This is a genomic window from Schinkia azotoformans, from assembly GCF_035811335.1.
In the GTDB taxonomy this organism is placed as follows: Bacteria; Bacillota; Bacilli; order Bacillales; family Bacillaceae_J; genus Schinkia; species Schinkia azotoformans.
In genome coordinates this window covers 135410-159783 of the sequence record NZ_JARSMD010000017.1, presented here as the reverse complement: position 1 = coordinate 159783, position 24374 = coordinate 135410, and the positions used below count along the sequence as shown (strand labels likewise).

30 protein-coding genes are annotated in these 24374 nt (G+C 37.7%); 20 read left to right on the top strand and 10 right to left on the bottom strand.

Going from position 1 to position 24374, the window contains the following annotated elements; genetic code table 11:
* Positions 1-37: 37 nt before the first annotated feature.
* From sufB to yunB, 5 genes are all read left to right on the top strand, one after another.
* Positions 38-1435: a Fe-S cluster assembly protein SufB gene (gene sufB / locus P9E47_RS10580; RefSeq protein ID WP_003330881.1), complete on the top strand. Its 1398-nt coding sequence runs from the start codon at positions 38-40 to the stop codon at positions 1433-1435.
* Positions 1436-1529: 94 nt separating this feature from the next.
* On the top strand, positions 1530-2342 hold the full coding sequence (locus tag P9E47_RS10575; protein ID WP_003330981.1) for a sulfite exporter TauE/SafE family protein: 813 nt from the start codon (positions 1530-1532) through the stop codon (positions 2340-2342).
* A 79-nt stretch (positions 2343-2421) separates the two neighbouring features.
* Positions 2422-2724, top strand: a complete 303-nt coding sequence (locus tag P9E47_RS10570; RefSeq protein WP_003330982.1) for a YunC family protein — start codon at positions 2422-2424, stop codon at positions 2722-2724.
* Between the two features lie 157 nt (positions 2725-2881).
* Positions 2882-4006: an HD-GYP domain-containing protein gene (locus P9E47_RS10565; protein WP_003330983.1), complete on the top strand. Its 1125-nt coding sequence runs from the start codon at positions 2882-2884 to the stop codon at positions 4004-4006.
* A 23-nt stretch (positions 4007-4029) separates the two neighbouring features.
* The gene (gene yunB / locus P9E47_RS10560; RefSeq protein ID WP_003330984.1) at positions 4030-4776 is read left to right on the top strand and encodes a sporulation protein YunB; all 747 of its coding nucleotides are present in this window, start codon (positions 4030-4032) and stop codon (positions 4774-4776) included.
* 72 nt (positions 4777-4848) lie between these two features.
* Here yunB and P9E47_RS10555 read toward each other — a convergent pair whose 3' ends face one another.
* Complete coding sequence (locus tag P9E47_RS10555; RefSeq protein WP_003330985.1) at positions 4849-5850, bottom strand: M23 family metallopeptidase; 1002 nt, start codon at positions 5848-5850, stop codon at positions 4849-4851.
* A gap of 160 nt (positions 5851-6010) precedes the next feature.
* On the opposite strand from P9E47_RS10555, the gene lipA reads away from it, so the two are divergent.
* Together lipA and P9E47_RS10545 are read left to right on the top strand one after the other, a co-directional pair.
* Entirely contained in the window at positions 6011-6916 is a 906-nt protein-coding gene (gene lipA, locus P9E47_RS10550) for a lipoyl synthase (protein WP_326163390.1), read from the top strand.
* Between the two features lie 33 nt (positions 6917-6949).
* Positions 6950-7222: a YutD family protein gene (locus P9E47_RS10545; protein WP_003330987.1), complete on the top strand. Its 273-nt coding sequence runs from the start codon at positions 6950-6952 to the stop codon at positions 7220-7222.
* Between the two features lie 261 nt (positions 7223-7483).
* On the opposite strand, the gene P9E47_RS10540 is transcribed toward P9E47_RS10545, so the two are convergent.
* Positions 7484-7720 (bottom strand): hypothetical protein, encoded by a 237-nt coding sequence (locus P9E47_RS10540; protein ID WP_051015788.1) that lies wholly within the window; start codon positions 7718-7720, stop codon positions 7484-7486.
* Between the two features lie 145 nt (positions 7721-7865).
* A complete protein-coding gene (locus P9E47_RS10535; RefSeq protein WP_003330988.1) occupies positions 7866-8153 on the bottom strand; it encodes a DUF3055 domain-containing protein in 288 nt (95 codons plus the stop codon).
* 158 nt (positions 8154-8311) lie between these two features.
* Here P9E47_RS10535 and P9E47_RS10530 point away from each other — a divergent pair, with 158 nt between their 5' ends.
* From P9E47_RS10530 to P9E47_RS10520, 3 genes are all read left to right on the top strand, one after another.
* Positions 8312-8749, top strand: a complete 438-nt coding sequence (locus tag P9E47_RS10530) for a DUF86 domain-containing protein (protein WP_003330989.1) — start codon at positions 8312-8314, stop codon at positions 8747-8749.
* Between the two features lie 92 nt (positions 8750-8841).
* Positions 8842-9468 carry a helix-turn-helix transcriptional regulator gene (locus tag P9E47_RS10525; RefSeq protein ID WP_003330990.1) on the top strand — a complete coding sequence of 209 codons (627 nt, stop codon included), beginning with the start codon at positions 8842-8844 and terminating at the stop codon, positions 9466-9468.
* Between the two features lie 142 nt (positions 9469-9610).
* Positions 9611-10381: a TIGR01457 family HAD-type hydrolase gene (locus P9E47_RS10520; protein ID WP_326163388.1), complete on the top strand. Its 771-nt coding sequence runs from the start codon at positions 9611-9613 to the stop codon at positions 10379-10381.
* A 66-nt stretch (positions 10382-10447) separates the two neighbouring features.
* On the opposite strand, the gene P9E47_RS10515 is transcribed toward P9E47_RS10520, so the two are convergent.
* Entirely contained in the window at positions 10448-10948 is a 501-nt protein-coding gene (locus P9E47_RS10515) for a phosphatidylglycerophosphatase A family protein (RefSeq protein ID WP_003330992.1), read from the bottom strand.
* A gap of 150 nt (positions 10949-11098) precedes the next feature.
* On the opposite strand from P9E47_RS10515, the gene yutH reads away from it, so the two are divergent.
* The 3 genes from yutH (at position 11099) to thrB (ending at position 14550) form a co-directional block, all read left to right on the top strand.
* Positions 11099-12109: a spore coat putative kinase YutH gene (gene yutH, locus P9E47_RS10510; RefSeq protein WP_326163386.1), complete on the top strand. Its 1011-nt coding sequence runs from the start codon at positions 11099-11101 to the stop codon at positions 12107-12109.
* 155 nt (positions 12110-12264) lie between these two features.
* Positions 12265-13566: a homoserine dehydrogenase gene (locus P9E47_RS10505; protein ID WP_326163385.1), complete on the top strand. Its 1302-nt coding sequence runs from the start codon at positions 12265-12267 to the stop codon at positions 13564-13566.
* A 66-nt stretch (positions 13567-13632) separates the two neighbouring features.
* Entirely contained in the window at positions 13633-14550 is a 918-nt protein-coding gene (gene thrB, locus P9E47_RS10500) for a homoserine kinase (protein WP_003330995.1), read from the top strand.
* Positions 14551-14732: 182 nt separating this feature from the next.
* On the opposite strand, the gene P9E47_RS10495 is transcribed toward thrB, so the two are convergent.
* Entirely contained in the window at positions 14733-14972 is a 240-nt protein-coding gene (locus P9E47_RS10495) for a NifU family protein (RefSeq protein WP_035192388.1), read from the bottom strand.
* Positions 14973-15076: 104 nt separating this feature from the next.
* Here P9E47_RS10495 and P9E47_RS10490 point away from each other — a divergent pair, with 104 nt between their 5' ends.
* Both P9E47_RS10490 and P9E47_RS10485 read left to right on the top strand, forming a co-directional pair.
* Entirely contained in the window at positions 15077-15397 is a 321-nt protein-coding gene (locus P9E47_RS10490; protein ID WP_326163383.1) for a DUF1462 family protein, read from the top strand.
* A 45-nt stretch (positions 15398-15442) separates the two neighbouring features.
* Positions 15443-15682, top strand: coding sequence for a YuzB family protein (locus P9E47_RS10485; protein WP_003332773.1), 240 nt, complete (start codon positions 15443-15445; stop codon positions 15680-15682).
* 92 nt (positions 15683-15774) lie between these two features.
* On the opposite strand, the gene P9E47_RS10480 is transcribed toward P9E47_RS10485, so the two are convergent.
* A complete protein-coding gene (locus P9E47_RS10480) occupies positions 15775-16482 on the bottom strand; it encodes a DUF2225 domain-containing protein (protein ID WP_003332774.1) in 708 nt (235 codons plus the stop codon).
* A 356-nt stretch (positions 16483-16838) separates the two neighbouring features.
* On the opposite strand from P9E47_RS10480, the gene P9E47_RS10475 reads away from it, so the two are divergent.
* Complete coding sequence (locus tag P9E47_RS10475) at positions 16839-17195, top strand: HesB/IscA family protein (RefSeq protein WP_003332775.1); 357 nt, start codon at positions 16839-16841, stop codon at positions 17193-17195.
* 54 nt (positions 17196-17249) lie between these two features.
* Here P9E47_RS10475 and P9E47_RS10470 read toward each other — a convergent pair whose 3' ends face one another.
* Complete coding sequence (locus tag P9E47_RS10470; protein ID WP_003332776.1) at positions 17250-18248, bottom strand: NAD(P)/FAD-dependent oxidoreductase; 999 nt, start codon at positions 18246-18248, stop codon at positions 17250-17252.
* A 371-nt stretch (positions 18249-18619) separates the two neighbouring features.
* Between P9E47_RS10470 and P9E47_RS10465 the strand changes: the two genes are divergently transcribed.
* From P9E47_RS10465 to P9E47_RS10455, 3 genes are all read left to right on the top strand, one after another.
* Positions 18620-19843, top strand: a complete 1224-nt coding sequence (locus P9E47_RS10465) for an NAD(P)/FAD-dependent oxidoreductase (protein ID WP_407697180.1) — start codon at positions 18620-18622, stop codon at positions 19841-19843.
* A 67-nt stretch (positions 19844-19910) separates the two neighbouring features.
* Positions 19911-20228 carry a YuiB family protein gene (locus tag P9E47_RS10460; protein ID WP_003332778.1) on the top strand — a complete coding sequence of 106 codons (318 nt, stop codon included), beginning with the start codon at positions 19911-19913 and terminating at the stop codon, positions 20226-20228.
* Between the two features lie 112 nt (positions 20229-20340).
* Positions 20341-21045 carry a 3D domain-containing protein gene (locus tag P9E47_RS10455; RefSeq protein ID WP_003332780.1) on the top strand — a complete coding sequence of 235 codons (705 nt, stop codon included), beginning with the start codon at positions 20341-20343 and terminating at the stop codon, positions 21043-21045.
* A 52-nt stretch (positions 21046-21097) separates the two neighbouring features.
* Here P9E47_RS10455 and P9E47_RS10450 read toward each other — a convergent pair whose 3' ends face one another.
* Positions 21098-21574: a divergent PAP2 family protein gene (locus tag P9E47_RS10450; protein ID WP_003332781.1), complete on the bottom strand. Its 477-nt coding sequence runs from the start codon at positions 21572-21574 to the stop codon at positions 21098-21100.
* Between the two features lie 118 nt (positions 21575-21692).
* Between P9E47_RS10450 and P9E47_RS10445 the strand changes: the two genes are divergently transcribed.
* A complete protein-coding gene (locus P9E47_RS10445; protein ID WP_326163381.1) occupies positions 21693-23195 on the top strand; it encodes a leucyl aminopeptidase in 1503 nt (500 codons plus the stop codon).
* A 68-nt stretch (positions 23196-23263) separates the two neighbouring features.
* On the opposite strand, the gene P9E47_RS10440 is transcribed toward P9E47_RS10445, so the two are convergent.
* On the bottom strand, positions 23264-23851 hold the full coding sequence (locus P9E47_RS10440) for a biotin transporter BioY (RefSeq protein WP_326163380.1): 588 nt from the start codon (positions 23849-23851) through the stop codon (positions 23264-23266).
* 136 nt (positions 23852-23987) lie between these two features.
* Positions 23988-24140: a hypothetical protein gene (locus P9E47_RS10435; RefSeq protein ID WP_157382172.1), complete on the bottom strand. Its 153-nt coding sequence runs from the start codon at positions 24138-24140 to the stop codon at positions 23988-23990.
* Positions 24141-24374 lie beyond the last annotated feature (234 nt).

Genomic DNA, 24374 nt, shown 5'->3' with positions numbered 1-24374 from the left:
CTTTTCTCTTACACCCAATTTAGGAGGGGATATTAAGATGGCAAAGAAAATGCCGGAGATCGGCGATTATAAATATGGCTTTAAAGATAAAGACGTTTCTATTTTCAGATCGAAGCGTGGATTAACAGAAGAAATCGTAACAGAAATTTCAAAAATGAAAAAAGAACCACAATGGATGTTAGATTTTCGCTTAAAATCTCTAGAATTATTTTACAAAATGCCGATGCCACAATGGGGCGGGGATTTAAGCGAGTTAAACTTCGATGAAATTACGTATTATGTTAAGCCTTCAGAGAAGTCCGAGAAATCTTGGGATGAGGTTCCTGAAGAAATTAAGAATACGTTTGATAAACTAGGTATTCCTGAAGCAGAGCAAAAATATTTAGCAGGGGTTTCTGCTCAATATGAATCTGAGGTTGTTTATCATAATATGAAGGAAGACCTTGAAAAACTAGGTATTGTTTTTAAAGATACTGATTCTGCATTAAAAGAAAATGAAGATATCTTTAGAAAATATTTCGGAACAGTTGTCCCGCCTGCAGATAATAAATTTGCAGCCCTTAATTCAGCTGTATGGTCTGGTGGTTCCTTTATCTATGTACCGAAAGGTGTAAAGGTAGATACACCGCTGCAAGCGTATTTCCGTATTAACTCTGAGAATATGGGACAATTTGAACGTACACTCATTATCGTTGATGATGATGCATCGGTTCATTACGTTGAAGGCTGTACAGCACCAGTTTATACAACAAACTCCCTTCATAGTGCGGTTGTAGAAATTATCGTTGGTAAAAATGCATACTGCCGTTATACAACAATTCAAAACTGGGCAAATAACGTTTTCAACCTTGTTACAAAGCGTACAACAGTTGATGCCTACGGTACAATGGAATGGGTTGATGGCAACATCGGTTCTAAGCTGACAATGAAATATCCAGCCTGTATTTTGAAAGGTGAAGGCGCACGTGGTCTTACACTTTCAATTGCGATTGCTGGTAAAGGACAGCATCAGGATGCTGGTGCGAAGATGATTCACCTAGCACCGAATACTTCATCCACTATTGTTTCTAAGTCCATCTCTAAGCATGGCGGAAACGTAACCTATCGTGGTGTCGTACACTTTGGCAAAAAGGCTGATGGCTCTCGTTCAAACGTTGAATGTGACACATTGATTATGGATAATAAATCAAAATCAGATACAATTCCATACAATGAAGTTCATACAGAAAATATTTCGCTTGAACACGAAGCGAAAGTTTCAAAAGTATCAGAAGAACAGCTCTTCTACCTAATGAGCAGAGGTATTTCAGAACAAGAAGCTACAGAAATGATCGTAATGGGCTTTATCGAACCATTTACACGTGAACTTCCAATGGAATATGCGGTTGAAATGAATCGTTTGATCAAGTTTGAAATGGAAGGGTCTATCGGCTAAACTAAATATGTTTAACCAATTAATGTAAGACTCGAGGCTAATCAAATAGCCTCGAGTCTTGTTATATTCATAAGGTAATAGGTGGTGAAGTATGATGGAATGGATTATTTTGTTTTTTCTTGGTTTGTTTTCAGGGGTTGTTGGGAGTTTAATTGGTTTAGGTGGAGGCATCATTATTGTGCCATCGCTATTGTTTCTTGGCACCTATACAGACTGGATTAGCAATGTAACGCCGCAAATTACGGTTGGAACCTCTTCGTTAGTTATTATTTTTACCGGTTTATCGTCGACGTTAATGTTTATGAAGCATAAAACAGTCGATTATATCAGTGGCTTACTCTTTTTTATTGGGAGTGCTCCAGGGTCAATAATTGGGGCGATGACGAACAAATATTTAAATGCGGAAGAGTTTAGTCTTTATTTTGGACTTTTTATGATATTTATTTCGTTTACTTTAATGATTCGGGGGAAATTGAAGCCTGTTTCCGCTTCTACGAGCCGCTTTAGGATTAGTAGAACGAATGTGGATGTAAAAGGGAATACAGATACATATAGCTTTAATATCTTTTTTGGAATTTTTATATCTTTCGTCGTTGGTTTTCTAGGAGGAATATTTGGAATTGGTGGTGGCTCATTAATGGTTCCGGCCATGCTGTTAATATTCAGATTTCCTGCGCATATTGCAATTGCAACATCAATGTTTCTTATTTTTCTTTCTTCAACAGTCAGTTCATATACCCATTTTACGCTTGGGAATATAGACTGGCTGATCGCGATTGCCTTAATTCCGGGCGCATGGATTGGAGCAAAATTAGGAGCGATTATTAATCAACATTTAAAAGCTGAAACATTGGTTAAAGTTTTACGTGTTACTTTAATTTTGATTGGCATCCGTTTAATTTTATAATCCTTGAAAAAAAGGACAGACACCCATACCAATTCTTCAAATGATCATAAATTGATTATGGAAAGGATGTGGTATTTGGATGATTAAAACGGAGCCTATTTTCATAAATGATCACCAATTTACAGCTATTACAATTGCGCTGCCGAAAACAAATTTTATGGCGGTGACAAGTGATAAAGGATATATTATGTGCGGTGCTTTAGATGTAGCTTTATTAAATGAAAAGCTGAAGGAGAGAGGAATTATTGCAGGGAGAGCAGTAGGGGTTCGGACGATTGAACAACTGCTAGAAGCACCTCTCGAATCTGTTACGATCGAAGCTGAAAATCGCGGTATTACAGTGGGAATGCAAGGCAAGGATGCTTTGCTTAAAATGATCTGAAATGCTTGACTGAAGTGTCTGAGTCTGTATCCAGACACTTTTTGTTTTCAGCAAAATTCGATAAAATTCTATTTCTTCCGACTAAATTTTGGTATGATAATAATCAGTGAGAAGTAGTATTGATTATTTTTTAGTTAGATAGGGGTATGGTAGTTTTATGAGATTATTATCAACAAAGTCATTACAAAGGAATATGACACTCGCCAAACCTATCTATAATGGAAAAGGGCAGGTTTTGGTAGGTGAGGGAGTACCGCTAACTCCTCGAATAATTGATCGTCTCATTGAGTTAGGAATAACGTATGTTTACATAAGCGACCCTTTTACAAATGATATCGAGCTAAAATCACCAATCTCAGAAAAAACTAAGAAAGAAGCATTTCAGACAATTGAACAGACATTTGAAGTTGTAAAAAGTGGAAAATCGCTTTCAAATGTATTTCTTTTCGAACAGCTTGGTAAAAAGTTTTCGTTTGTAGTTCAAGATATTTTGAATCAAATAAAAAATCATACAGATGTCATTTCGTTATTATCTGAAGTATCAGCTTATGATCATTACATATTCACACATTCATTGAATGTTACGATTTATAGCCTTGCACTCGGTGTAGAACTGAAGCTGCCAGAGCGGAAGCTAGAAGAGCTTGGAATGGGAGCCATGCTTCATGATGTGGGAAAGATGCTCGTTCCATATGATATTTTGACGAAACCCGGGAAATTAACAAATGAGGAATTTTACGTTATACAGAAGCATGCTGAAGATGGCTTTAATATTTTGAGGAATATTCCTAATTTGCCGTTAGTTGCTGCTCACTGTGCATACCAGCATCATGAGCGGATGGATGGAAGTGGATACCCAAGGTCATTAGTCGGGGAAGATATTCATTATTATAGCCGTATTCTAGCGATTACGGATGTATATGACGCTGTAACATCCAATCGAGTTTATCGTCAAGCATTGCTTCCACATGAGGGTCTGGAAATTTTATATGCAGGTGCAGGGACGAAATTTGATTTAACTATGATTGAAGCCTTTCGGAGATCCATTGCCGCCTATCCAACAGGGTTATCAGTTCACCTAAATGATGGCCGAAAAGGGATTGTTATTAGACAAAACACCGGCACAAGCGAAAGACCGGTGATTAGAATTATTGAAGATCATGGAGCCCGTGTGCAAACACCATACGAATTAGACTTACTGAAAGAACTCTCCGTTGTTATTGTTGAAACAGATACAACCTTATTAGGAAAAAATGAAATAGTCCCGCCTAAACAAACATAGATTGTTGTTAAGGGGGGATTTTTTTGGCTAAATTCAGGCGGCGTTTTCCTAGGAGAGGACCCTTACCTACTAAAACTGTATTTATTATAACGTTTGTTATCTTTACCCTTTTTACTTTTCAAGGGTTATGGATTATAAATAAAGGCATTGAACCGACGTTAATGAGTATTGCTGAAAGCAAGGCAGAGCAATTTGCAACGTTAGCCATTAACGAAGCATTAAGAGAAAAAATTGCAGAGAGTGATAAGCAAATTGAGGATTTAGTCATTATCGAGAAATCAGAGGACGGCAGAGTCTCAACTATCGGATGGGATACGGCGCAAATAAGAAATTTTTTATGGGAATCAACACAAGTAGTGCAAGATTATTTGCATGCAATTGAAAGAGGAGAAATTCCTCCGTCTCGTTTAACGGGGGAACATATAACAATGGATCAAAAAGGGATAATTGCAGAAATTCCATTGGGTCAAGCAACTGGAAATGTGTTATTGGCAAACTTAGGTCCAAAGATCCCAGTTCGGTTTTCAATGGTTGGTGAAGTAAATACAGATGTAAAAAATGAAATGACTGAATATGGAATTAATAATGTCTTAATAAAACTATTCGTTAATGTAATCGTAAAAATTCAAGTGATAATTCCATTTAAATCAAATATGATAACCGTTTCAACAAATATTCCAATAGATATACGAAATATCAACGGAGAAGTACCGTACTTCTACAATAGTGGTGAAGGAGGAGAACCCTCGATAGAAGCACCGCTGCCTTAATATTATATTAATTTTGGGGGACGGCTGACCGCAAAAGAATTGCGGCAGCCCCTATTTTATTCTAATATTAATTTATTTCTTCTTCCTTTGCTGTCTTTCCTGTCTCTCCCAGTTACGCAACGAAGGATACGGATCAAAGGACCATTCTGTCATGCCGTTATCTTTATAGATTCCGTAATGCAAATGTGGCGGGAACTTTCCAGATGTACCTGGAGGGCCATAGCCGGAACTTCCAACGTAGCCAATCACTTCGCCGGCTTCAACTAATTGGCCAGGCTTTAATTTACCCTCAAAACCGGATAAATGGGCATAGTAGTGATAATTATTATTTAGATCACGAATACCGACTCTCCAGCCGCCGTATTTATTCCAGCCTTTTAGCTCAATGACACCATAACTTGTAGACCGGACAGGGGTCCCGTACCCGGCAAAAATGTCAGTGCCTTCATGGATGCGAATGCCGCCCCATCCTCTTCTGTCGCCCCATGTGCTTCGGTAGGAATAATTCCATCTTAATGGTACCGGAAAAGCATGTTTATCCACAATGTCTAAACCGTATTTTTCAAATAAAAGAGCATTGTTTATGATAATACCGACAGCTTTGTCTCGTTTGTAATACTCCCAAAGCGCAATTTTTATATTCTTTTTATCAAAACCAAAGTCAGCTATATAATTGGCAAATGTAAATAAAACATCCTCGTCATCATTTTGGTCTGCTAATCCATCTCCATTTCCATCCAAGCCAATGCCTCCGAAAAACTGAATTGTCTTTGCGTTCGTATCATTTAATTCTGGGTTTAGAGGGCCAGCCCATTGTCGTGGAGAAAAATATATTCCAATAAACCCTTGTTCCTTAGGGATATCCTTTCGAGCACGCCGGGTGCTCCGTTCATATTGGTCGATGGCACCTAAGTAGTACCAAGGGATTTGCGTGATGGCTTCTACTTTTTTATATAAGGCTAATCTTTCGTTATAAATATCTTCGGGTTTCTTTTGTGTATTTGCTTTTGTAAGGTCTGGATCTATACTCAGGCAAAATAAAAGTAAGAGTATAAAAATGACAGTCCGCTTCACAACGTCAAATTCCCCTTTCGCAAATGAATTACTATTTATAGTTTGCAAAAAAACCAAAAATTAATAGGTGGAAAATGGAGTCAAATATTCGAAAAGTAGAAAAGGTGAGTGCATTATGGTAAATTGAACACTATACAATCTATCGTTTGGAGTGATGTAAGTGAAAGACAATCATGTTCCTAATAGAAAACCTGAATGGCTAAAAATTAAGTTAAATACAAATGAAAACTATACAGAATTAAAAAAATTAATGCGGAATAAAGAATTACATACAGTTTGTGAAGAGGCAAAATGCCCGAATATCCACGAATGCTGGGGCGAAAGAAGAACAGCGACCTTTATGATCCTTGGTGATGTGTGCACAAGAGCATGTCGATTCTGTGCGGTTAAAACAGGTCTTCCAACAGAAACGGACTTGGAAGAACCAAAACGGGTTGCTGAATCAGTGAAAGTGATGAATTTAAAGCATGTTGTCATCACAGCCGTTGCCCGGGATGATTTAAATGACGGCGGTGCATTCATTTTTGCTGAAACTATAAGGGAAATACGAAAAAGTTCGCCATTAACTTCAATCGAAGTTTTGCCGTCAGATTTAGGGGGAAATATCGAAAGCTTAAAGCTTTTAATGGACGCCAAGCCGGATATTTTAAACCATAATATTGAAACAGTTCGAAGACTTTCTGATCGAGTTCGTTCGAAAGCGAAATATGACCAGTCTTTGAAATTCCTTTATAATGCCAAACAATTTCAACCGAGTGTTCCAACGAAATCGAGCATTATGATCGGATTAGGGGAAACAACGGAAGAAATCATCGAAGCCATGACGGATTTACGGGCACATGATGTTGATATTTTGACGATTGGTCAATACTTGCAGCCGACGAAAAAGCATCTGTCGGTGGAAAAATATTATCATCCGAATGAATTTACCGAGTTGAAAAAGACTGCTTTTGAAAAAGGCTTCAAGCATTGCGAAGCCGGGCCGCTTGTAAGGTCATCTTATCATGCCGATGAGCAGGTAGAAGCAGCTGCTAAAAATGCTGAAAATAAAGAAAACTATGCCTGAGATATGGTGAAATAAGGGATAAGAGGTGAGAGGATGTTAATCAACGGGGTACAATATGAGCTCGTAGAGGATTACCGAAATGGATTTAATGAAGATGCGATCAAAGAACGTTACAGTGATATTTTAAATAAATATGATTATATTGTTGGTGATTGGGGTTATAATCAATTGCGTTTAAAAGGATTTTTTGATGATTCCAATCAAAAGGCAGCACCAGATACGAAAATTAGTACACTGTCCGAGTATCTGTATGAGTATTGCAATTTTGGCTGTGCGTATTTTGTTATAAAAAAATTAAAAAAGTAATAATTACACCTAAATATTCTGTATTTCATAAGTCGGATATTGCGACCGATCTTGATCGGACAACGTGATAAATTAATGATTTTATACAAACCACAAGTCTCTAAGCGTTAAAACCCGAATGTAGTCTTACTTCCTGAAATACCCAGATGTTCATTCGGGTTAGCTTAGAGGCTTGCTTTCTTGCAATTACTTTTGTATTGTCCGATCACAATTGGAAGCGATATTCGGCTTGTGGAATACCACTCCAACTTGATAATACATTTACGGTGTTGTATATGGCAGCTCGTGATCTGTATCTGGATCATCATGCGGTGGATGGGCACCGGGATATTGCCTTGGAGAATCTTGATGCATCGATTTGAATTCATAGTTGAAAGCACTATATCTACGCTGTCCTTCTTCCCAAGGAGTACTTTTCAGTTCTACCGGCTCATCCTGCCTAATTGGACAACCATAGGCCCCATCTGGAAATTCTTCTGCAGTCAAAAAATTCCTCATCGTTTCAACATTAGAAAAATCCGTATATTGCTCACGTTCTGTACCTTTTTTCTTCCAAAAACCCAAAGAAACCACCTCCTATAGATAGAATGGTCTATAAAAGATGGTTTCATGTGGTGAAACTTAATCCAATTTACTGTACTAGTTATACTGAAGTGATTTGCTTTAGAAAATGATGAAGCTCAGCTGCATCCTCTTCATCTAAATTGTAAATATGTTCAAGATACCCCGGTTCGTCTAAATCATCCTTCCCGATAATCGCAAAACGATGGCTTTGAATATCAAGAACTATATTTTTTCCGTAAAAACGGTCTGTTTGAATGACAGCCAAATCAAATCGTTGTTTAGATCCCATAAAACTTATAAATCGTGTTTTAGTTTCTTCAGTATCATCATATAGATAGAAAAAATCTGTAATGATAATCCCCTCCATTTTGATTCTTAGCTTACTGTGCTTTATTTTACAACAACAACCATCTCTTGTCGAAAATTAGTTGAAATAATGCTACAATAAAATATACATTACGATAAATTAGGTGTAGTAAAATGGTAAACCTATAAAAACAAATAATTTTTAAGAGGTGTATTGCGTTGTATTTTGTAGATCGTGAATTTCTCGAACAGCTATTGCAACATATTGAAAAAAATATTGCTATTTTAAAGGAAAATTCAAATTGGGATGGCCCCCTTGAAAAGCTTGCCCTTGAGCGAGTTGTGCATATTTTAATTGAGTCAATTTTGGATGTTGGTAATACATTAATTGATGGATTTATTATGAGAGACCCAGGCAGCTACGAGGATATCATTGATATTTTATTAGATGAAAAAGTAGTGAAAGCCGAGGATGAAGTTCCATTAAAAGCAGTCGTTGCTTTTCGTAAAATCCTGATTCAAAATTATTTAGATATTGATCATGATCAAATTTTACAGAGCTTAAAAGAAAATATTGTAAAAATTGAACAATTTCCTAATCAGGTCCGCATCTACCTTGAAAATGAATTAGGACCAATAAACGCTTTTAAAGCATAAAAATGTTAACAAAGTATTCAATATTATATAAATATAGAAGTTTAAAAATGTCGAAAAGTAAGCTATAATGAATTCAAGGGTGGTGATCTATAATGACTAGTAATACGTCTTCAACAAGAGATGAAATATTAACAATGTTAAAATTGAATAAACGTATGACAGTAACTGAAATGGCTAATCAATTGCAAATTACTGAGATGGCTGTTCGGAGACATTTAAATACGTTAGAAAAGGACCGCTATGTTGAAACTATTCTTGTTCGACAAGCAATGGGACGTCCTTTAAACATTTATCAACTTTCAGAAGCTGGAGAAGAACTTTTCCCACGAAACTATAAGAATATCATTCTAGAATTCATCGCTGATATTGAAGAATTAAACGGACAAGAAATGGTCGATCAACTGTTTGAACGACGTAAGGATCGGATGAAAGTGACCCTTATGAAGCGGATGGAAGGTAAATCATTGGAAGAAAGACTTCAAACTCTTGTTCAAATTCAAAATGACAACGGCTATATGGCTGATATCGAACAAAATGAAGATGGAAGTTTTGAAATGTCCGAGCATAATTGTCCAATAGCTTTAGTAGCCAATAAATATCAATCTGCATGCCATCGTGAGCTTGAATTATTTAAAGAAGTTCTTGGCACTGACAAAATTGTCAGACATGCATGCTTAAGTGATGGCGATGGAGCTTGTCAATATCATATTAAGAAATGATTTAACTTTATTCAAAGTTAAAGCCTTCGGCAGATTAAAAAGAGGCTGTCTTAAGAGTGTCCAGCAGACATGGATACCTTTGGGACAGTCTCTTTTTGCTTTTGTATTCAAACATTATATAATTTGTGTTAGGAGTGATTTTTTGAAAAAGTATAATGCTTATTTAATTGACCTTGATGGCACCATGTACCGTGGAGCAGAACGGATTGAAGAAGCTGTACATTTTGTTAAAGCGATACAAAAAAAGAACATACCTTATTTGTTCGTAACGAATAATTCATCGCGGCGACCAGACCAAATAGCCGAAAAATTAATATCCTTTGATATTCCTGCAACACCAGAGCTCGTTTTTACATCTAGTATGGCTGCTGCTAATTACATTGCAGATCAGAAGAAAGATGCCGCTATTTATATGATTGGTGAAGAAGGTCTGCAGCATGCCCTTCAGGAAAAACAGTTCACCTTTATTGAAGAAAACCCGGATTACGTTGTCGTTGGAATTGACAGGGATCTTACGTATGAAAAATTGGCAAAAGGCTGCTTGGGGATTAGAAATGGAGCTACTTTTTTGTCAACGAATGCAGATATCGCGATTCCAACAGAAAGAGGATTACTGCCTGGAAATGGCGCCTTAACCTCTGTTTTTTCGGTTTCTACTGGAGTGAACCCGATCTTTATCGGAAAACCTGAATCAATTATCATGGAGCAGGCTCTGCGCGTCCTCGGTGCAAATAAGGAAGAAACTTTAATGGTTGGTGATAATTATGATACCGATATTGCGGCCGGCATGAGTGCAGGTATAGATACATTGCTCGTCCATACAGGGGTGACCTCCAAAGAAAAATTGACCGAATATGAAACCCAGCCAACCTATGTAGTCGACTCTTTATCCGTATGGATTGATAAAATATAAAAGCTGTCTAGCCTCAGCGCCCAGCGACTCGTAAACTTCGCTAAATGGGCGCTTCGGCTTTTCGTTTTACTCCACATTTTTAGCTCGGTGTGCTAACCGGCTTGAGGCCGCCGCTGCAATGGCACCAACAATATCGTCCAAAAATGTATTGCAGACACCCTCATGGTGCTCATTAATTTTTTCTAATATTCCCGGCTTCTGCTTATCAATGTACCCATAGTTCGTAAATCCGATTGATCCGTAGACATTAATAATGGAAAATGCAATGATTTCGTCTACCCCGTAAAGACCTTCATCATTTAATAATGTAGTTAATAACGGCTCTGAAATTAGCTTTTTCTCTGCCAATATATCTAATTCAATTCCCGTTATGATCGCATTTTGAACCTCGCGTTTTGATAAAACACGTTCTATGTTCGCTAAGCACTCTTCTATTTTTAAATTCTCGTGGTATTTATTTTGTAAATAATATACTAAATCGGCGATATCTTTAAGTTCGACTCCGCGTTCCTTTAATAGCTCCCTTGCACGTTTTTCAATAGGGTCCATGTGTTTTTCATCCTTCATCATGTTTTTCACCTTTTCTTATCATAATATACGTTCATTTTGCTTTTTATGTTCATTATATACTTCTTAATTTTTCCAATGAGCAACAATTTATACTTACGGGTAAGCCTACATACATATTAATAAGGTATTAGAAAGGGGTGCTTGGAAATGATCGAAAGAGATCTATATGAACAATATCGATTGAATAGCTCTCAATTTATTAAGTATAAAAACTTTCAAGCTTTTCACGAAAATGGCAGTTTGTATGTGATCGTTCCGATTCCTGAAATAGAACGGGAGGAATTATTGGAACTGAAGCAAATAAGCGATTATTTGCAATTTCAAAAAGAAGATAGAATAGCCCATTTTGTCCCGACCGTTACACAAGAGTTGATTGGTTATATTAATGGTGAAAGCATCGCTCTTTTTAAGCTTCCTGATATAAATCATCGGAGAAGACTTTTCGGTGATGGCGAGGATTTAGCCAGATTACATCAGCTGGGGCGTTATTACCCATATCCACCACAAATAGCGACACGTCTAGGTCTATGGAAAACAATGTGGGAAAATCGCCTTGATCAGTTGGAAGAATGGTGGGGCCAAAGGATTCAAGGACTCCCGGAAAATCGTTTTGAGAAATTATTTTTTGAAACCTTTCCATACTATCTTGGTGTATCTGAAAATGCGATCCAATATGTTGCCGACTGTATGTGGGAGGACGCTCGCAAGGAGGCACAAATAGGTACGATTTGTTATGTGAAATATAAACCGCAAACCGATCCAGACAGAGTCATTTTCCCAACTGACCTAATTTTTGATCATCCAACACGTGATCTTGCAGAATGGATTCGATCCAAGTACGTAACAGGTGCAGACATGCAGGAAATAAGCAGCTTTTTAAATCAATACGAGCGGATTATGCCATTATCAATAGTAAGCTGTCGATTATTATTTGGCAGGTTATTATTTCCACTCTCCTATTTTGAGGCAGTTGAGGGATATTATTCAGCATCTACGGAAAAAAGAAAAATGAAATATGAAAAACAATTTTTTAGAGTATTAGATCAAGCAGAGGACTATGAACGATTTTTAAGTACATTTTCTAAAAATTTTGGTGGGGTTTCATCGAGAAATTTGCAAATTCCTGAAATAGAATGGCTTCAGGGTATAAAAGGTTAATTGAATTATGTTAATATTATAAAAGTAAGGAAAAGCTGTTGTCCAAAAATTAAGTAAAAACAACTCTTGTATTGAAAGGTAATTCCATCTATAATGTCCGTATGACAAAAACAGATGTATCGTGTATGTAGACATGTGGGAAGGGTGAAAATAATATGATTAAATCAATTTCTATCGGATTGCTAGGATTAGGAACTGTAGGAAGCGGTGTTGTTCAAATCGTTGAGCGCCACCAGGATAAATTAATTCATCAAATCGGATGTCCGGTTGAAATTACAAAAATTGTAGTAAAAAATTTGGATAAACAGCGTGATATTGAAATTGATCCATCTAAATTAACAACAGATCCGAATGAAGTCATTGAAAATCCGAATATCGATATTGTTGTTGAAGTAATGGGTGGTATTGAAGATACTAGAAACTACGTGGTTAAAGCACTACAGAATAAAAAACATGTTGTAACAGCGAACAAAGATTTAATGGCACTTTACGGGGCAGAGCTATTACAAATTGCTTCTGAAAATGGCTGCGACTTATTTTTTGAAGCTAGTGTTGCGGGCGGAATTCCGATAATTCGTAGTTTAGTAGACGGCCTTGCATCAGACCGGATTACGAAAATGATGGGGATTGTAAATGGAACAACCAACTACATCCTTACTAAAATGTCACAGGAAGGCCGTCCGTACGGTGAAGTATTAAAAGAGGCTCAAGAGTTGGGCTATGCAGAATCAGATCCAACAGCAGATGTTGAAGGTCTCGATGCGGCAAGAAAAATGGCAATTCTCGCTACTTTAGGATTTTCCATGCAGATCGATTTGGATGACGTAAAAGTCAGCGGTATTTCAAGCATAACAGAAGAAGATTTAGACTACAGTAAACGTCTCGGCTATACAATGAAATTAATTGGTATTGCCGATCGTGAAGAGGATAAGGTTGAGGTTAGTGTTCAGCCGACATTATTGCCTAATAATCATCCGCTCGCAACTGTTAATGATGTCTATAATGCTGTTTATGTTTGCGGTGAAGCCGTTGGTGAAACGATGTTCTACGGACCAGGTGCAGGTAGATTTCCAACTGCTACATCAATCGTATCGGATCTAGTTGAAGTAATGAAGAATATGCTTTTAGGTGTAAATGGAAGCAAATATGTTGCATCACAATTTAAAAAAAGCCTGAAATCTGATGAAGAAATTTTATCGAAATATTTCTTGCGTATCCATGTGCAGGATCGCCCAGGGGCTTTTGCGGCGATTACATCATTATTTTCAAGCTATAATGTTAGTTTTGAGAAAATTTTGCAATTACCTTTAAAAACGAAAGGTGTAGCAGAAATTGTTATCATCACACATCACGCTAATAAGCAAGCTTATAATGAAATTATGGAAAAACTAAATACATTAGAAGTTGTCCGTGGTGTAAAGAGCAGCTATCGAGTTGAAGGGGAAGAAGTACTTTAATGCCAGCAACACATCTTACTTTCTTAAAAATTTATCTGATGAACATATCCAAGGAGCTGTAACTTAATGGTAAATAATAAGGCTTTTAGAATAACTACTCCTGGCAGTACTGCTAATCTAGGGCCTGGCTTTGACTCAGTTGGCATGGCTGTAAATCGTTATTTAGTTTTAGATGTAACACCAAGTGATGAATGGAAATTCATTTCTAAATCAGAAGAACTTACTGGACTTCCAGAAGGAAAAGAAAATTTAATGTATAAAGTTGCTACCTCTGTGGCTGATGATTATGGCTTTGAACTTCCACCACACAGAGTTGAAGTTACGAGTGATATTCCACTATCAAGGGGACTCGGCAGCAGTGCGGCAGCCATTGTTGCCGGAATTGAACTTGCAAACCAAATTCTGAATCTTGATTTGTCCGCTGAAGAAAAGTTAAGAAGAGCAAGCAATATCGAAGGTCATTTGGATAATGTAGCAGCATCCTTATATGGCGGTCTTATCATCGGCAGCCATCGTGAAGATGGAACAGATATGGTTCATGCGGGCTTCCCTGACATCGATATGGTTGTCTATATTCCAGCCTATGAACTTGAGACCAAAAAAGCACGGAGTGTACTCCCGGAAACAATGGAGTTTAAAACAGCCGTGTTCGCAAGTGGCATTAGTAATGTGCTTGTAGCAGCATTGTTAACATCCAATTGGGAGCTGGCAGGGAAAATGATGGTGAAAGATTTATTCCACCAGCCTTACCGTGGTGAACTCATACCGGAGCTCGGAATGGTGTTTTCATTGGCGGATGAATTGGGCGCCTATGGTGTAGCGCTTAGCGGTGCAGGACCGACCATTATTTGCTTTGCACCAAAGGGCAAAGGTGAATCTATACAGAAGCACCTTCAAGAAAAGTTCCCAACTGCAAGAATTGAGACATTGAAAGTGGACCAATCTGGTTTGTCTATAGAAAAAAAAGAAAAAGCTGTCAAATGACAGCTTTTTCTTTTGATGTTGTGCATCATTGTCTAGCTCCAGCGCCTATCGCCTAGCAAACTTCAGGTCTCCTCCCTACGATAAGTCAACTAAGAATTGCTAACGCAATTCAAGTTTCCTTTATCTCAGTCGAAGTCCCTCCAGTTTGTACGGCGATGAGCAAGGCGCTTGCGCTTTTCTCTCTAAAATACTTGCTCTACTTCAACAATGCCTGGAACTTCCTCAACAAGAGCGCGTTCGATTCCAGCCTTTAATGTGATCGTAGAACTTGGGCAGCTCCCGCAAGCACCCATTAGGCGTAATTTTACAATTCCATCTTCTACATCTACTAATTCACAGTCACCGCCATCACGTTGTAAAAATGGACGCAATTTGTTTAAAACTTCTTCAACTTGCTGAATCATTGTATTGTTTTCACTCATTATAATCGACTCCTTCCTTACCTCCCTATTATAATTGTTGATAATTTAAAAAGCTATTCAAACAACTTGGGTTTTAGTAAAATAAAAAACAAGGGGGAGTTAATATGAGTCAACAAAATGTGCAAATAAAAGTTTACGGGAGTGAACATCCTTGTCCAAGCTGTCTGCATTCTCCTTCTTCAAAGGAAACGTTTGAATGGCTTAAAGCGGCCTTAACGAGGAAGTACCCTAAACAGTCCATAACAATTAATTATATAGATATTGAACAGCCGCCTTTTGAAAATGATCCGTATGTGGCATCTATTCAAAATGGGGATATTTTTTATCCGGCTGTTGTGATAAACGATGTCCTTGTTGGTGAAGGAAATCCTCAGCTAAAAACAATATTTGCAAAGTTGGAGAAACTGGGATATATATCGAAATAAGAAAACTAGTTCTATTTGTAGATTAGTTGTGAAAGAGGTCGTAATATGATTAACCCACTTATTGAATTTTGTGTCAGCAACTTAGCAAGTGGTGCACAAAAGGCTAGAGAAGTATTGGAGAAGGATCCGAATCTTGATGTCATTGAATATGGATGCCTTAGCTATTGCGGGAAATGTGCCCATACATTATTTGCTTTGGTTAACGGTGAGTTTGTTTCGGGTGAGACTCCAGATCAGTTGGTAGAAAATATTTATAAATATTTAGATGAAAATCCAATGTTCTAATTAGAAAAGCGGAAGCGCCTTGTTCATCGCCGCACAAACTGGAGGAGCTAGACAATGATAAAGCTTCCATCAATTTTCTGATGGAAGCTTTGTTACTTTTCTGTCATGCTTCGCTTTTCATCCCTTGCCGCATACCATTGTTGTCTGGCCAAGTTAACAACCTTTCTTTCATGGGTTTTATTTTGCATGTCGACGACCTTTGAAAAATGAGAGATTGCTTGGTCGTAACGTCCCAAACGCCGGTTTAATTCACCAATTAAATATAAAACACGAATTTCCGTCATATCCTCACTATTTCCATAGTAAGCGTCTAAATAGGCTTTATTTAAATGCTCCAATGTCAGTTCGGTAAAACGTTTTTCCTCGTTATGATTATTAATTTTCCGACAGAGCCAGGCAAGACGAAGTAAAAGGTTCGCAATAATAATTGATTTTTCCTTCTTTAGTGTGGCGCAATAGAATGCTAGTTTATATGTTTGGATCGCTTGACTTATAGATCTTTCATCACCAAAGTTATGGGGCACCCATTTGTCAGAGACGGCCTCCTGGATTGCTTCTTGAGTTCCTTCATAGAAGTATGTAGTAAATTGGTCAGTATAAGAATATCCGCAGGATGGACATACTTTGACAAAATAAAGAAGGGGACTGATATTTTCATCTTGATAATAGGGACAAAAATCAGTATCACTATGGTCGAGTTTGATAAATCGTGAACGAATCTTTTTTGTAGTAAATGTTGTTTTACAATTTGGGCATGTTTCTTTTTTATCATACAAAGGTGTTAATAACTCTTTTGCCATTCAAGTTCATCCCCTCATCATGATATAATCTAATAATTCTAATGTACCACTAATTGTATTCAGAAGGTAGGAATATGCGCGAAAAGAACTGCATCCAATTACCTTATAGACAAAAAAATAAGAAAAACAACGTAATTTCCCTTTTGGTAAATTACGTGTCTTTCAAAATTTAGAGAAACGGGGGATAAAAACATTATGGTCAATCAAACTATCTTTTATACATCCTTTCTAACAATTTTTTAAAAATGCCATATAATAATATAGATTAAGCAACATTTTTGTATTAAAAGTAGGAAATTAGTATACTGTTATCAACCAGATGAAAAGTTATACACAAACAAAAGGAGGTTAATCTCATGAATCTTACGATCACCGAGGCAGCTGCCAGTCATATATTCGGAATGATGAAAGAAGAAGGCAATGAAAACCTGTTTTTACGTATTGGTGTTAAAGGTGGAGGCTGCAGTGGTTTATCATATGGGATGGGGTTTGAACAAGAGCAGTCCGATGCTGATTTATTGTTGGAACAACATAACTTAAAAATTGTAGTCAATAAGGAAGATGCACCAGTGCTTGATGGAGTGAAAATAGATTACAAACAAAACATGATGGGCGGGGGTTTCACGATTGATAATCCCAATGCCATTGCGTCCTGTGGCTGTGGTTCGTCATTTAGAACTGCTGAACGTACTGGCTCACCAGAAGAGTGTTAAATCTAATCCAATAATGCAGAAAAGAGCTAAGGGTGCCTTAGCTCTTTTTTAACTCTAACTATTAAACATACTTGAAGAATGCATTGGCTGCACTTTTGCATCGGGATCAATGTAAGACTTTGCAATATTTACTGCTGTTGGTGCTTCCCCAAAGCCAGTGGCAATTAGTTTAATTTTTCCGTTATAAGTTGCAATATCTCCAGCTGCATAAATCCCAGGTATATTAGTTTCCATCCTTGAATTTACAACGATTGAATTCTTTTCGATTATTAGGCCCCATTCTTTAATGGGTCCTAATGATGACACAAATCCGTAGTTCACGATTAATGCATCGATATCAATTGTAACTTCTTCTTTTGTGTTAGCTTCTGCTAATACGATCTGCGTTATTTTTTCTCCATCACCAATTAATCGGAGCGGATTATATGGAGTTAATACATTCGCTTTAGAATTCACTAAATTTTCAACGCTGTGTTCGTGGGCACGGAATTTATCACGGCGGTGAGCAATTGTTACTTCACCCGCAATTGGTTCTAGCATCAATGCCCAGTCAACTGCTGAATCTCCCCCGCCTAATACGACAACGCGCTGACCTTGAAATTTATTCATATCATCAACAAAGTAGTGTAGATTTTTACCTTCATATTGGGCCGCATCATCAAGTTCGAGACGACGGGGCTGGAAGGCACCATTACCTGCTGTAATAATGATCGCTTTAGTAAAATGGACCTCAGAATTCGTTGTCAGTTTAAATGAACCATCCTCTAATTTTTCAACCTTATCAACAGATTGATTTAACGTAATGGCAGGTTCGAATTTTTTCATTTGTTCCTTTAATCGATCTATTAATTCCTGAGCGCGGATTTTCGGAAAGCCGGCTACATCATAAATATATTTTTCAGGATATAAAGCGGACAGCTGACCTCCTAATTGTGGAAGACTTTCAATTATTTTAACGCTCGCTTGTCTCATGCCAGCATAGAAAGCGGCAAACAAACCGCAAGGTCCCCCACCAATAATGGTGATATCATACACTTTAGGATCTTTTTTCATGCCATTCCCCCCTAGTCTAGTCTAGACTTACATATATTTTTATTCTAGCATATTTATAATGAAAATTCACAATATTTAGAAATACATTCAATCCAGAAAAGAAACAATTTTTGGCATAATATTTTTGAAATAAAATAGTTGATAAATGCATGAGAAAGGAATAATATGAATTCAAGAAGATATTGTTAAAAATTTGTTACAAAAAATCAACTTATTTGTGAACAACCAGTAAACTTTTGATGAAATCTTTCATATTATGTAATAATGAAAGATTTAATTTTAGATAAGTTTGTGAAAAAGGTAACAAGATTATAAAAATGTTATGAAATGCAAAAAATATAACTACTAAAATAAAGGTGGATGTGATTGTCTTGAAAAGACCAAACGTAGTAATTCTAGGAGCAGGTTATGGTGGAATCATGACTGCCGTAAATTTACAAAAAACTTTAGGGGTTAATGAAGCGAATATTACACTTGTGAACAAGCATAATTATCATTATCAATCAACATGGCTTCATGAAGGTGCTGCTGGAACGCTTCACCATGATAAAATTCGTATCCCTATTAACGATGTTATTCAACCAAGCAAGGTTAATTTTATCAAGGACACGGTAGTTGAAATAAAGCCTCAAGAGAAAACGGTAATCCTCGAAAAAGGGGAGCCTCTTTCCTATGATTATTTAGTAATTGGGCTGGGCTTTGAATCAGAAACTTTTGGAATAAAAGGTTTAAAGGAGTATGCCTATTCAATTACAAGCATTAACTCTGTCAGACTTATTCGTGAACATATCGAGGTTTGTTTTGCTCAGTATAATAATGAAGTTGAAAAGCGCGAGGAATTATTAACCATTGTTGTAGGTGGTGCGGGCTTTACCGGAATTGAATTCTTAGGAGAGCTTGCGAATAGAATTCCTGAGCTCTGTGACGAATATGATATTGATCGCAAAAAGGTCCGTGTTGTCTGCGTCGAAGCAGCTCCAACAGCCTTACCTGGATTCAACCAAGCATTAGTTGAATATGCTATGAACCATTTAGAGCAACGTGGCGTTGAATTTAAAATTGGAACAGCCATTAAAGAATGTACGCCAGATGGAATTGTTGTTTCAAAAGATGAAGTAGTTGAAGAAATAAAAGCGGCTACTGTTGTTTGGGCAGCTGGTGTCCGCGGGAATTCAATCGTTGAAAAATCCGGATTTGAAGCAATGCGTGGCCGTGTTAAAGTACAACCTGACTTAAGAGCCCCAGGTTATGATGAGGTATTTATCGTTGGTGACTGTGCACTATTAATTAATGAGGAAATTAATCGCCCTTATCCGCCAACCGCGCAAATTGCTATTCAAATGGCCGATACCTGTGCGGCTAACCTAGCAGCGTTAATTAGAGGAAAAGAGGGTGAATTGAAAGCATTTGTGCCGGATATTAAAGGCACAGTTTGCTCACTAGGTCACGATGATGCTATGGGTGTTGTCTTTGGCAATCATCAGTTATATGGAACACAGGCTTCGATTATGAAAAAGATGATTGATAACCGCTATCTGTGGAAGCTTGGCGGCCTTTCATTAGTTCTTAAAAAAGGAAAGCTAAACTTCTTTTGACTTTATTGATTGACGGCTCCCCCCACTTTAAGTAAACTAACTAATAGGTGTAGGGGAGGTATCTGTAGTGGGTATTCCACAGTTGCTAGTATCGATGTTATTATTTATTGTATTATTTTTGGGAATTGGTTTTATTTTAAATATGTTGCTCAGAACTTCATGGTTAATGGCTGTTGTTTATCCAATAGTTGTTATATTAATTGTTGATAAAATTCGCTTTTTTAAATATTTTACAGAACCAGCTGAATCATTTAAAAGGCTAGCAGATAACTTTTCTGCTTTAGGCGGGGCTGACGTCATTATTTTATCAAGTGGATTTTTAGGAGCCATTTTATCAGGAGTAGTCATTAAATTCTTACGTAAAAATGGATATCAAATGTTTTAAGGGACTGACGGTTTATGTCAGTCTCTTTTATTTTTGGGATAAATTAACACTCTTTTCTGTATATTTATTTTTCATTTTGGAAATAAATAGTTTAAGAGAGGAGTGGACATGAGTGAGATTTTGGAAACAAACACTAAAACGGACCATTATGACCTTTATGTTTATTGCGGCCTTATTGACTACTTTTCAATCTATATCAGGTGTTCAAGCAAAAGATTTTTCAATTTGGGAATGGTATCAAACGAAATTTGTTAAACAAGGTCCTGTAGTTTATGAAAACAAGGAGCATACTTCAAAGAAGTTATCATTAGGGAAAAAAGGATTATCAAGATATGTTGTTGAAAGAAAGGCAATTTCAAGTGAGTCAGTTGAAATGCCACAGAGCCTTGAAGAGGCTTTCGATTGGTCTAAGTACCCTTCACAAAAGGTGGTGGCAACTGGTTATACGGCGGGAGTTGAATCGACAGGCAAAGATGAAGATCATCCCGAGTATGGCATTACCTATTCAGGGGTGAAGGTTAAACGTGACCTTTATTCAACGGTTGCAGCTGATTTGGATGTCTTTCCAATTGGGACAATCCTGTTTATTCCTAACTACGGGTACGGGGTTGTTGCTGACAAGGGTGGAGCAATAAAAGGTCATAAGATTGATCTTTATTATGAAACAGTTGATGATGTTTACAATAAGTGGGGCAAAAAAGAAGTGAAAGTATATGTTGTTAAAAAAGGCGATGGCTCCCTTACGGAAGAGGAACTAGTTCGTTTAAATGAAGATCGGTCCATGCAAGTATTTAGACAGCAAATCATAAAAGGTTAGTATAAAAGAGCGAAAAAGCAGCATTCTAACTGAAAATAGAGTGCTGCTTTTTTTAATATAGAAGATAATACAAAAGTAAAGTTAATAAAATGCCGGTTAGTGCTCCGAAAAAGACTTCGATCGGCTTGTGGCCAAGTAACTCTTTCAGTTCTTTTCTTCTTTCAAAGCTCTCCTTTTTAGGCAGTGCTTTAGCCTCTTCCACGAATTTATTGAATTCAGCGACGAGCCAATTCAGAACAGTGGCTTGCTCCCCTGCATGGTATCGAATTCCAGTTGCATCAAACATAACAATGACTCCGAAAATGACGGAAATTGCGAACAGTGGTGAACTTAACCCTTCTTGTAGTGCAATCGCAGTCGATAAAGCTGTGACAGCACCAGAATGAGAGCTGGGCATGCCACCTGTGCTAGTTAATAAGGACCAATCGATCTTCTTTGTTGCAATTAATGATATCGGGACTTTAACGAATTGCGCGAAGAATATTGAAAAGAGTGCTGCCCCAAGCGGGAAATTAGAAAATAGCTCCATAATTTCGTTTCGTCCTTTCTTGGTTTCGCTTTTCTTAATTATATCATAATTCATGTTATTCATTCGAAATTTGCAATTGTTTTCTAATAATTGGATAATAAAAATGGAGGTGTCGAAAATGTTTAAAGTCGTGGAGGAATTGGCCTTAAATGAAGTGCAGGAAGCACTTATTATTGGTTTGTTTGAGCATCAAAAAGTTGAAGGAGTCATCAAGGAAATAGATGATATATTTGCTGGACAGTTATTCGAATTAATACGGAATGGGGAACTTAGCGGAAAGAAAAAAGTAATTTCTAAAATACATACATTAGGAAAAATCGGATTCAAGCGCATTTATTTTGTTGGACTTGGAAAGGAAAAGGAATTAAAGTTTTCCGACTTACGCGAATTGTTCGGCTGCCTAGTAAAACAGGTAAAGAAAGATCGATTATCAAGTCTTTTATTTGTGTTAGATACTTTTATAACAACTGAAATTGAGGAGCTTGATGCAGCCCATGCCCTTGGAGAAGCTGTGGCTTTGGCCGCTTATCAATTTGAAAACTATAAGAAAAAACCGAATATCCCTGATAAACGGATTGAGTCTGTTGATGTCTATTCTGGTGAAGAGGAAAGCGAAATTCGTGCAGCACTAACAGTTGGCTACACCTACGGTAAGGGTACGAATACAGCCCGTAATTTAGTCAATCTGCCTCCTAATATGCTGACTGCTTCTGATCTCGCTGATTATGCGGTTGGAATAGCCAATAAATATGGAATGGATTATGAAGTGCTTGAAAAGGCAGATATGGAAAAGCTTGGGATGGGGGCGCTTTTGGCAGTTAATAAAGGGTCCGTCGAACCACCCAAAATGATTGTCCTTAAATATCATGGTAAAGAAAAATGGGATGATGTTCTAGCGTTTGTAGGGAAAGGGATCACCTACGATACCGGCGGCTATAGCCTGAAACCCCGTGAAAGCATGGTTGGGATGAAAACGGACATGGGTGGTGCAGCGGCAGTCCTCGGGGCAATGGAAATTATCGGGGAGCTCAAACCAGATTTAAATGTTGTCGCGGTTATTCCTTCAACAGATAACGTCATAAGCGGCACAGCCTACAAACCAGATGATGTCATTATCTCCATGAGTGGTAAAACGATTGAAGTATTAAATACAGATGCAGAAGGCCGCTTAGCCCTTTCGGACGCGATTACATATGCAAAGCACCAGGGGGCAAATTATATTGTAGATATCGCAACGTTAACTGGCGGTGTCATTGTTGCCCTTGGCGAAGAAATAACTGGTGCCATGACCAATCATGAGGAATTTTATGAAGAGGTTTTGGAAGCTTCCCATGAAGCCGGGGAACCGATCTGGCTCTTGCCTTATTTTGAAATTCATAAAGAAAGAGTCCGTAACCATAGCAAAATCGCTGATTTAAGCAATTCCCCTGGACGTGAAGGTCATGCCATTATGGCTGGTGCATTTTTAGGGGAATTCGCCGAAGATACACCATGGGTCCATCTCGATATAGCCGGCACGGCAACATCCAAAAAAGATTATGATTTAGGGCCAGCCGGGGCAACCGGTGTCATGGTCCGAACACTGGCAACCTTAGCTGAAAGAATGGCGGATAAGGATTAGCACTTACGAAAAAATCGCCTTTGGTTGCACTCTTAAAGTGCTAAAACCAAAGGCGATTTTCAATCTATTCAGCTAACAGTCTCTTTCGCTAATGGATTTGATTTTTGGACTACAGCATAAATACGTGGTGACATTGCCCCGGCAAGAACGGATAAAATGATGTCTTTAGGCAGCGGAAACATCATCCAGCCCCAGGCGATAGCGTAACTAAAGTCATCTGGTGCATCCGCCCAAAGTTTATAAGCATAATACATCCAGTTCGTGCCGATCACATAATTGACGACCATACCGATTAAAGAAGCAGTAATAAAACGGCGCATCGTCGGCTTTTGGCCGTTTTCAATGATTTTACCAATAACATAAGCAACTAGAATATACGATAAAATAAAGCCAAAGGTCGGTTTAATTAAAATAGCGGCCCCGCCTGTAAATTGTGCAAATACGGGTGCGCCAGCAATGCCGACTAAAGTATAAACGATCATCGCTAAAGCCCCGATTCGACTTCCTAAAATCGCCCCGGCAAGGATCGCGAAGAAGGTTTGCAACGTGATGGGTACACCGCCTATGACTAAAAAGGATGCTGTATTAGCCCCAATCGCCATCAATGCAACGAATACCCCTACCATTGTTAAATCAATCGTCCTAAAACGTTTCATCCGTGTTCCCCTTTCAAAATTTGTTAATTTAATAATAGTATGGGGGTTGGATTATTGTCAACTTAAATTTATAATAGGTTAACAATAAAACGAAAAAATAAAAGATAGGGGATGGGCCCCTATCTCTCTGCTCATGCTAATTGAAAAATTCTTTATAACCATGTTGGTCTTTCTGTGCTTTAGAAAATTCACTTGAGAACTCTGTTGTCTCAATATTTGTTTGAAGACCATCATGGACCTTTTTTTTAGGAGTTTTCGACTTTTTTCCTCTTCCAGCATGTTCAGCCATCGTCTTCACCTCTTAAGTGAAATTTTGAAAACGCAGGACGTTTTCATCGATTCTAGTTTGTGAAATTGGGGCGACTTTATACTTTTAGAAAGTTAAAACTTTTTGCGACAACTACTGAAGTGTAAAAATATAAAAAGGGGGCATTATAATGATAGGTGGATCTATAGAGAGCAGAAAGAAGGGAGAGTCCCTCTCACACAGAAAAAGTGTCCAGCATTATTTTTTATCGATGCC

Bases quoted from the DNA above. Each gene is read 5' to 3' on its own strand.
- P9E47_RS10495 (WP_035192388.1), bottom strand. From the start codon at position 14,972: ATGAGTGAAAACAATACAATGATTCAGCAAGTTGAAGAAGTTTTAAAC.
- P9E47_RS10490 (WP_326163383.1), top strand. From the start codon at position 15,077: ATGAGTCAACAAAATGTGCAAATAAAAGTTTACGGGAGTGAACATCCT.
- P9E47_RS10450 (WP_003332781.1), bottom strand. From the start codon at position 21,574: ATGGAGCTATTTTCTAATTTCCCGCTTGGGGCAGCACTCTTTTCAATA.
- thrB (WP_003330995.1), top strand. From the start codon at position 13,633: ATGGTAAATAATAAGGCTTTTAGAATAACTACTCCTGGCAGTACTGCT.
- P9E47_RS10435 (WP_157382172.1), bottom strand. From the start codon at position 24,140: ATGGCTGAACATGCTGGAAGAGGAAAAAAGTCGAAAACTCCTAAAAAA.
- P9E47_RS10515 (WP_003330992.1), bottom strand. From the start codon at position 10,948: ATGAAGGATGAAAAACACATGGACCCTATTGAAAAACGTGCAAGGGAG.
- P9E47_RS10470 (WP_003332776.1), bottom strand. From the start codon at position 18,248: ATGAAAAAAGATCCTAAAGTGTATGATATCACCATTATTGGTGGGGGA.
- P9E47_RS10565 (WP_003330983.1), top strand. From the start codon at position 2,882: ATGAGATTATTATCAACAAAGTCATTACAAAGGAATATGACACTCGCC.
- P9E47_RS10570 (WP_003330982.1), top strand. From the start codon at position 2,422: ATGATTAAAACGGAGCCTATTTTCATAAATGATCACCAATTTACAGCT.
- P9E47_RS10575 (WP_003330981.1), top strand. From the start codon at position 1,530: ATGGAATGGATTATTTTGTTTTTTCTTGGTTTGTTTTCAGGGGTTGTT.
- P9E47_RS10440 (WP_326163380.1), bottom strand. From the start codon at position 23,851: ATGAAACGTTTTAGGACGATTGATTTAACAATGGTAGGGGTATTCGTT.
- sufB (WP_003330881.1), top strand. From the start codon at position 38: ATGGCAAAGAAAATGCCGGAGATCGGCGATTATAAATATGGCTTTAAA.
- P9E47_RS10525 (WP_003330990.1), top strand. From the start codon at position 8,842: ATGACTAGTAATACGTCTTCAACAAGAGATGAAATATTAACAATGTTA.
- P9E47_RS10480 (WP_003332774.1), bottom strand. From the start codon at position 16,482: ATGGCAAAAGAGTTATTAACACCTTTGTATGATAAAAAAGAAACATGC.
- yutH (WP_326163386.1), top strand. From the start codon at position 11,099: ATGATCGAAAGAGATCTATATGAACAATATCGATTGAATAGCTCTCAA.
- P9E47_RS10475 (WP_003332775.1), top strand. From the start codon at position 16,839: ATGAATCTTACGATCACCGAGGCAGCTGCCAGTCATATATTCGGAATG.
- P9E47_RS10485 (WP_003332773.1), top strand. From the start codon at position 15,443: ATGATTAACCCACTTATTGAATTTTGTGTCAGCAACTTAGCAAGTGGT.
- P9E47_RS10445 (WP_326163381.1), top strand. From the start codon at position 21,693: ATGTTTAAAGTCGTGGAGGAATTGGCCTTAAATGAAGTGCAGGAAGCA.
- P9E47_RS10540 (WP_051015788.1), bottom strand. From the start codon at position 7,720: ATGAGGAATTTTTTGACTGCAGAAGAATTTCCAGATGGGGCCTATGGT.
- P9E47_RS10545 (WP_003330987.1), top strand. From the start codon at position 6,950: ATGTTAATCAACGGGGTACAATATGAGCTCGTAGAGGATTACCGAAAT.
- P9E47_RS10505 (WP_326163385.1), top strand. From the start codon at position 12,265: ATGATTAAATCAATTTCTATCGGATTGCTAGGATTAGGAACTGTAGGA.
- P9E47_RS10535 (WP_003330988.1), bottom strand. From the start codon at position 8,153: ATGGAGGGGATTATCATTACAGATTTTTTCTATCTATATGATGATACT.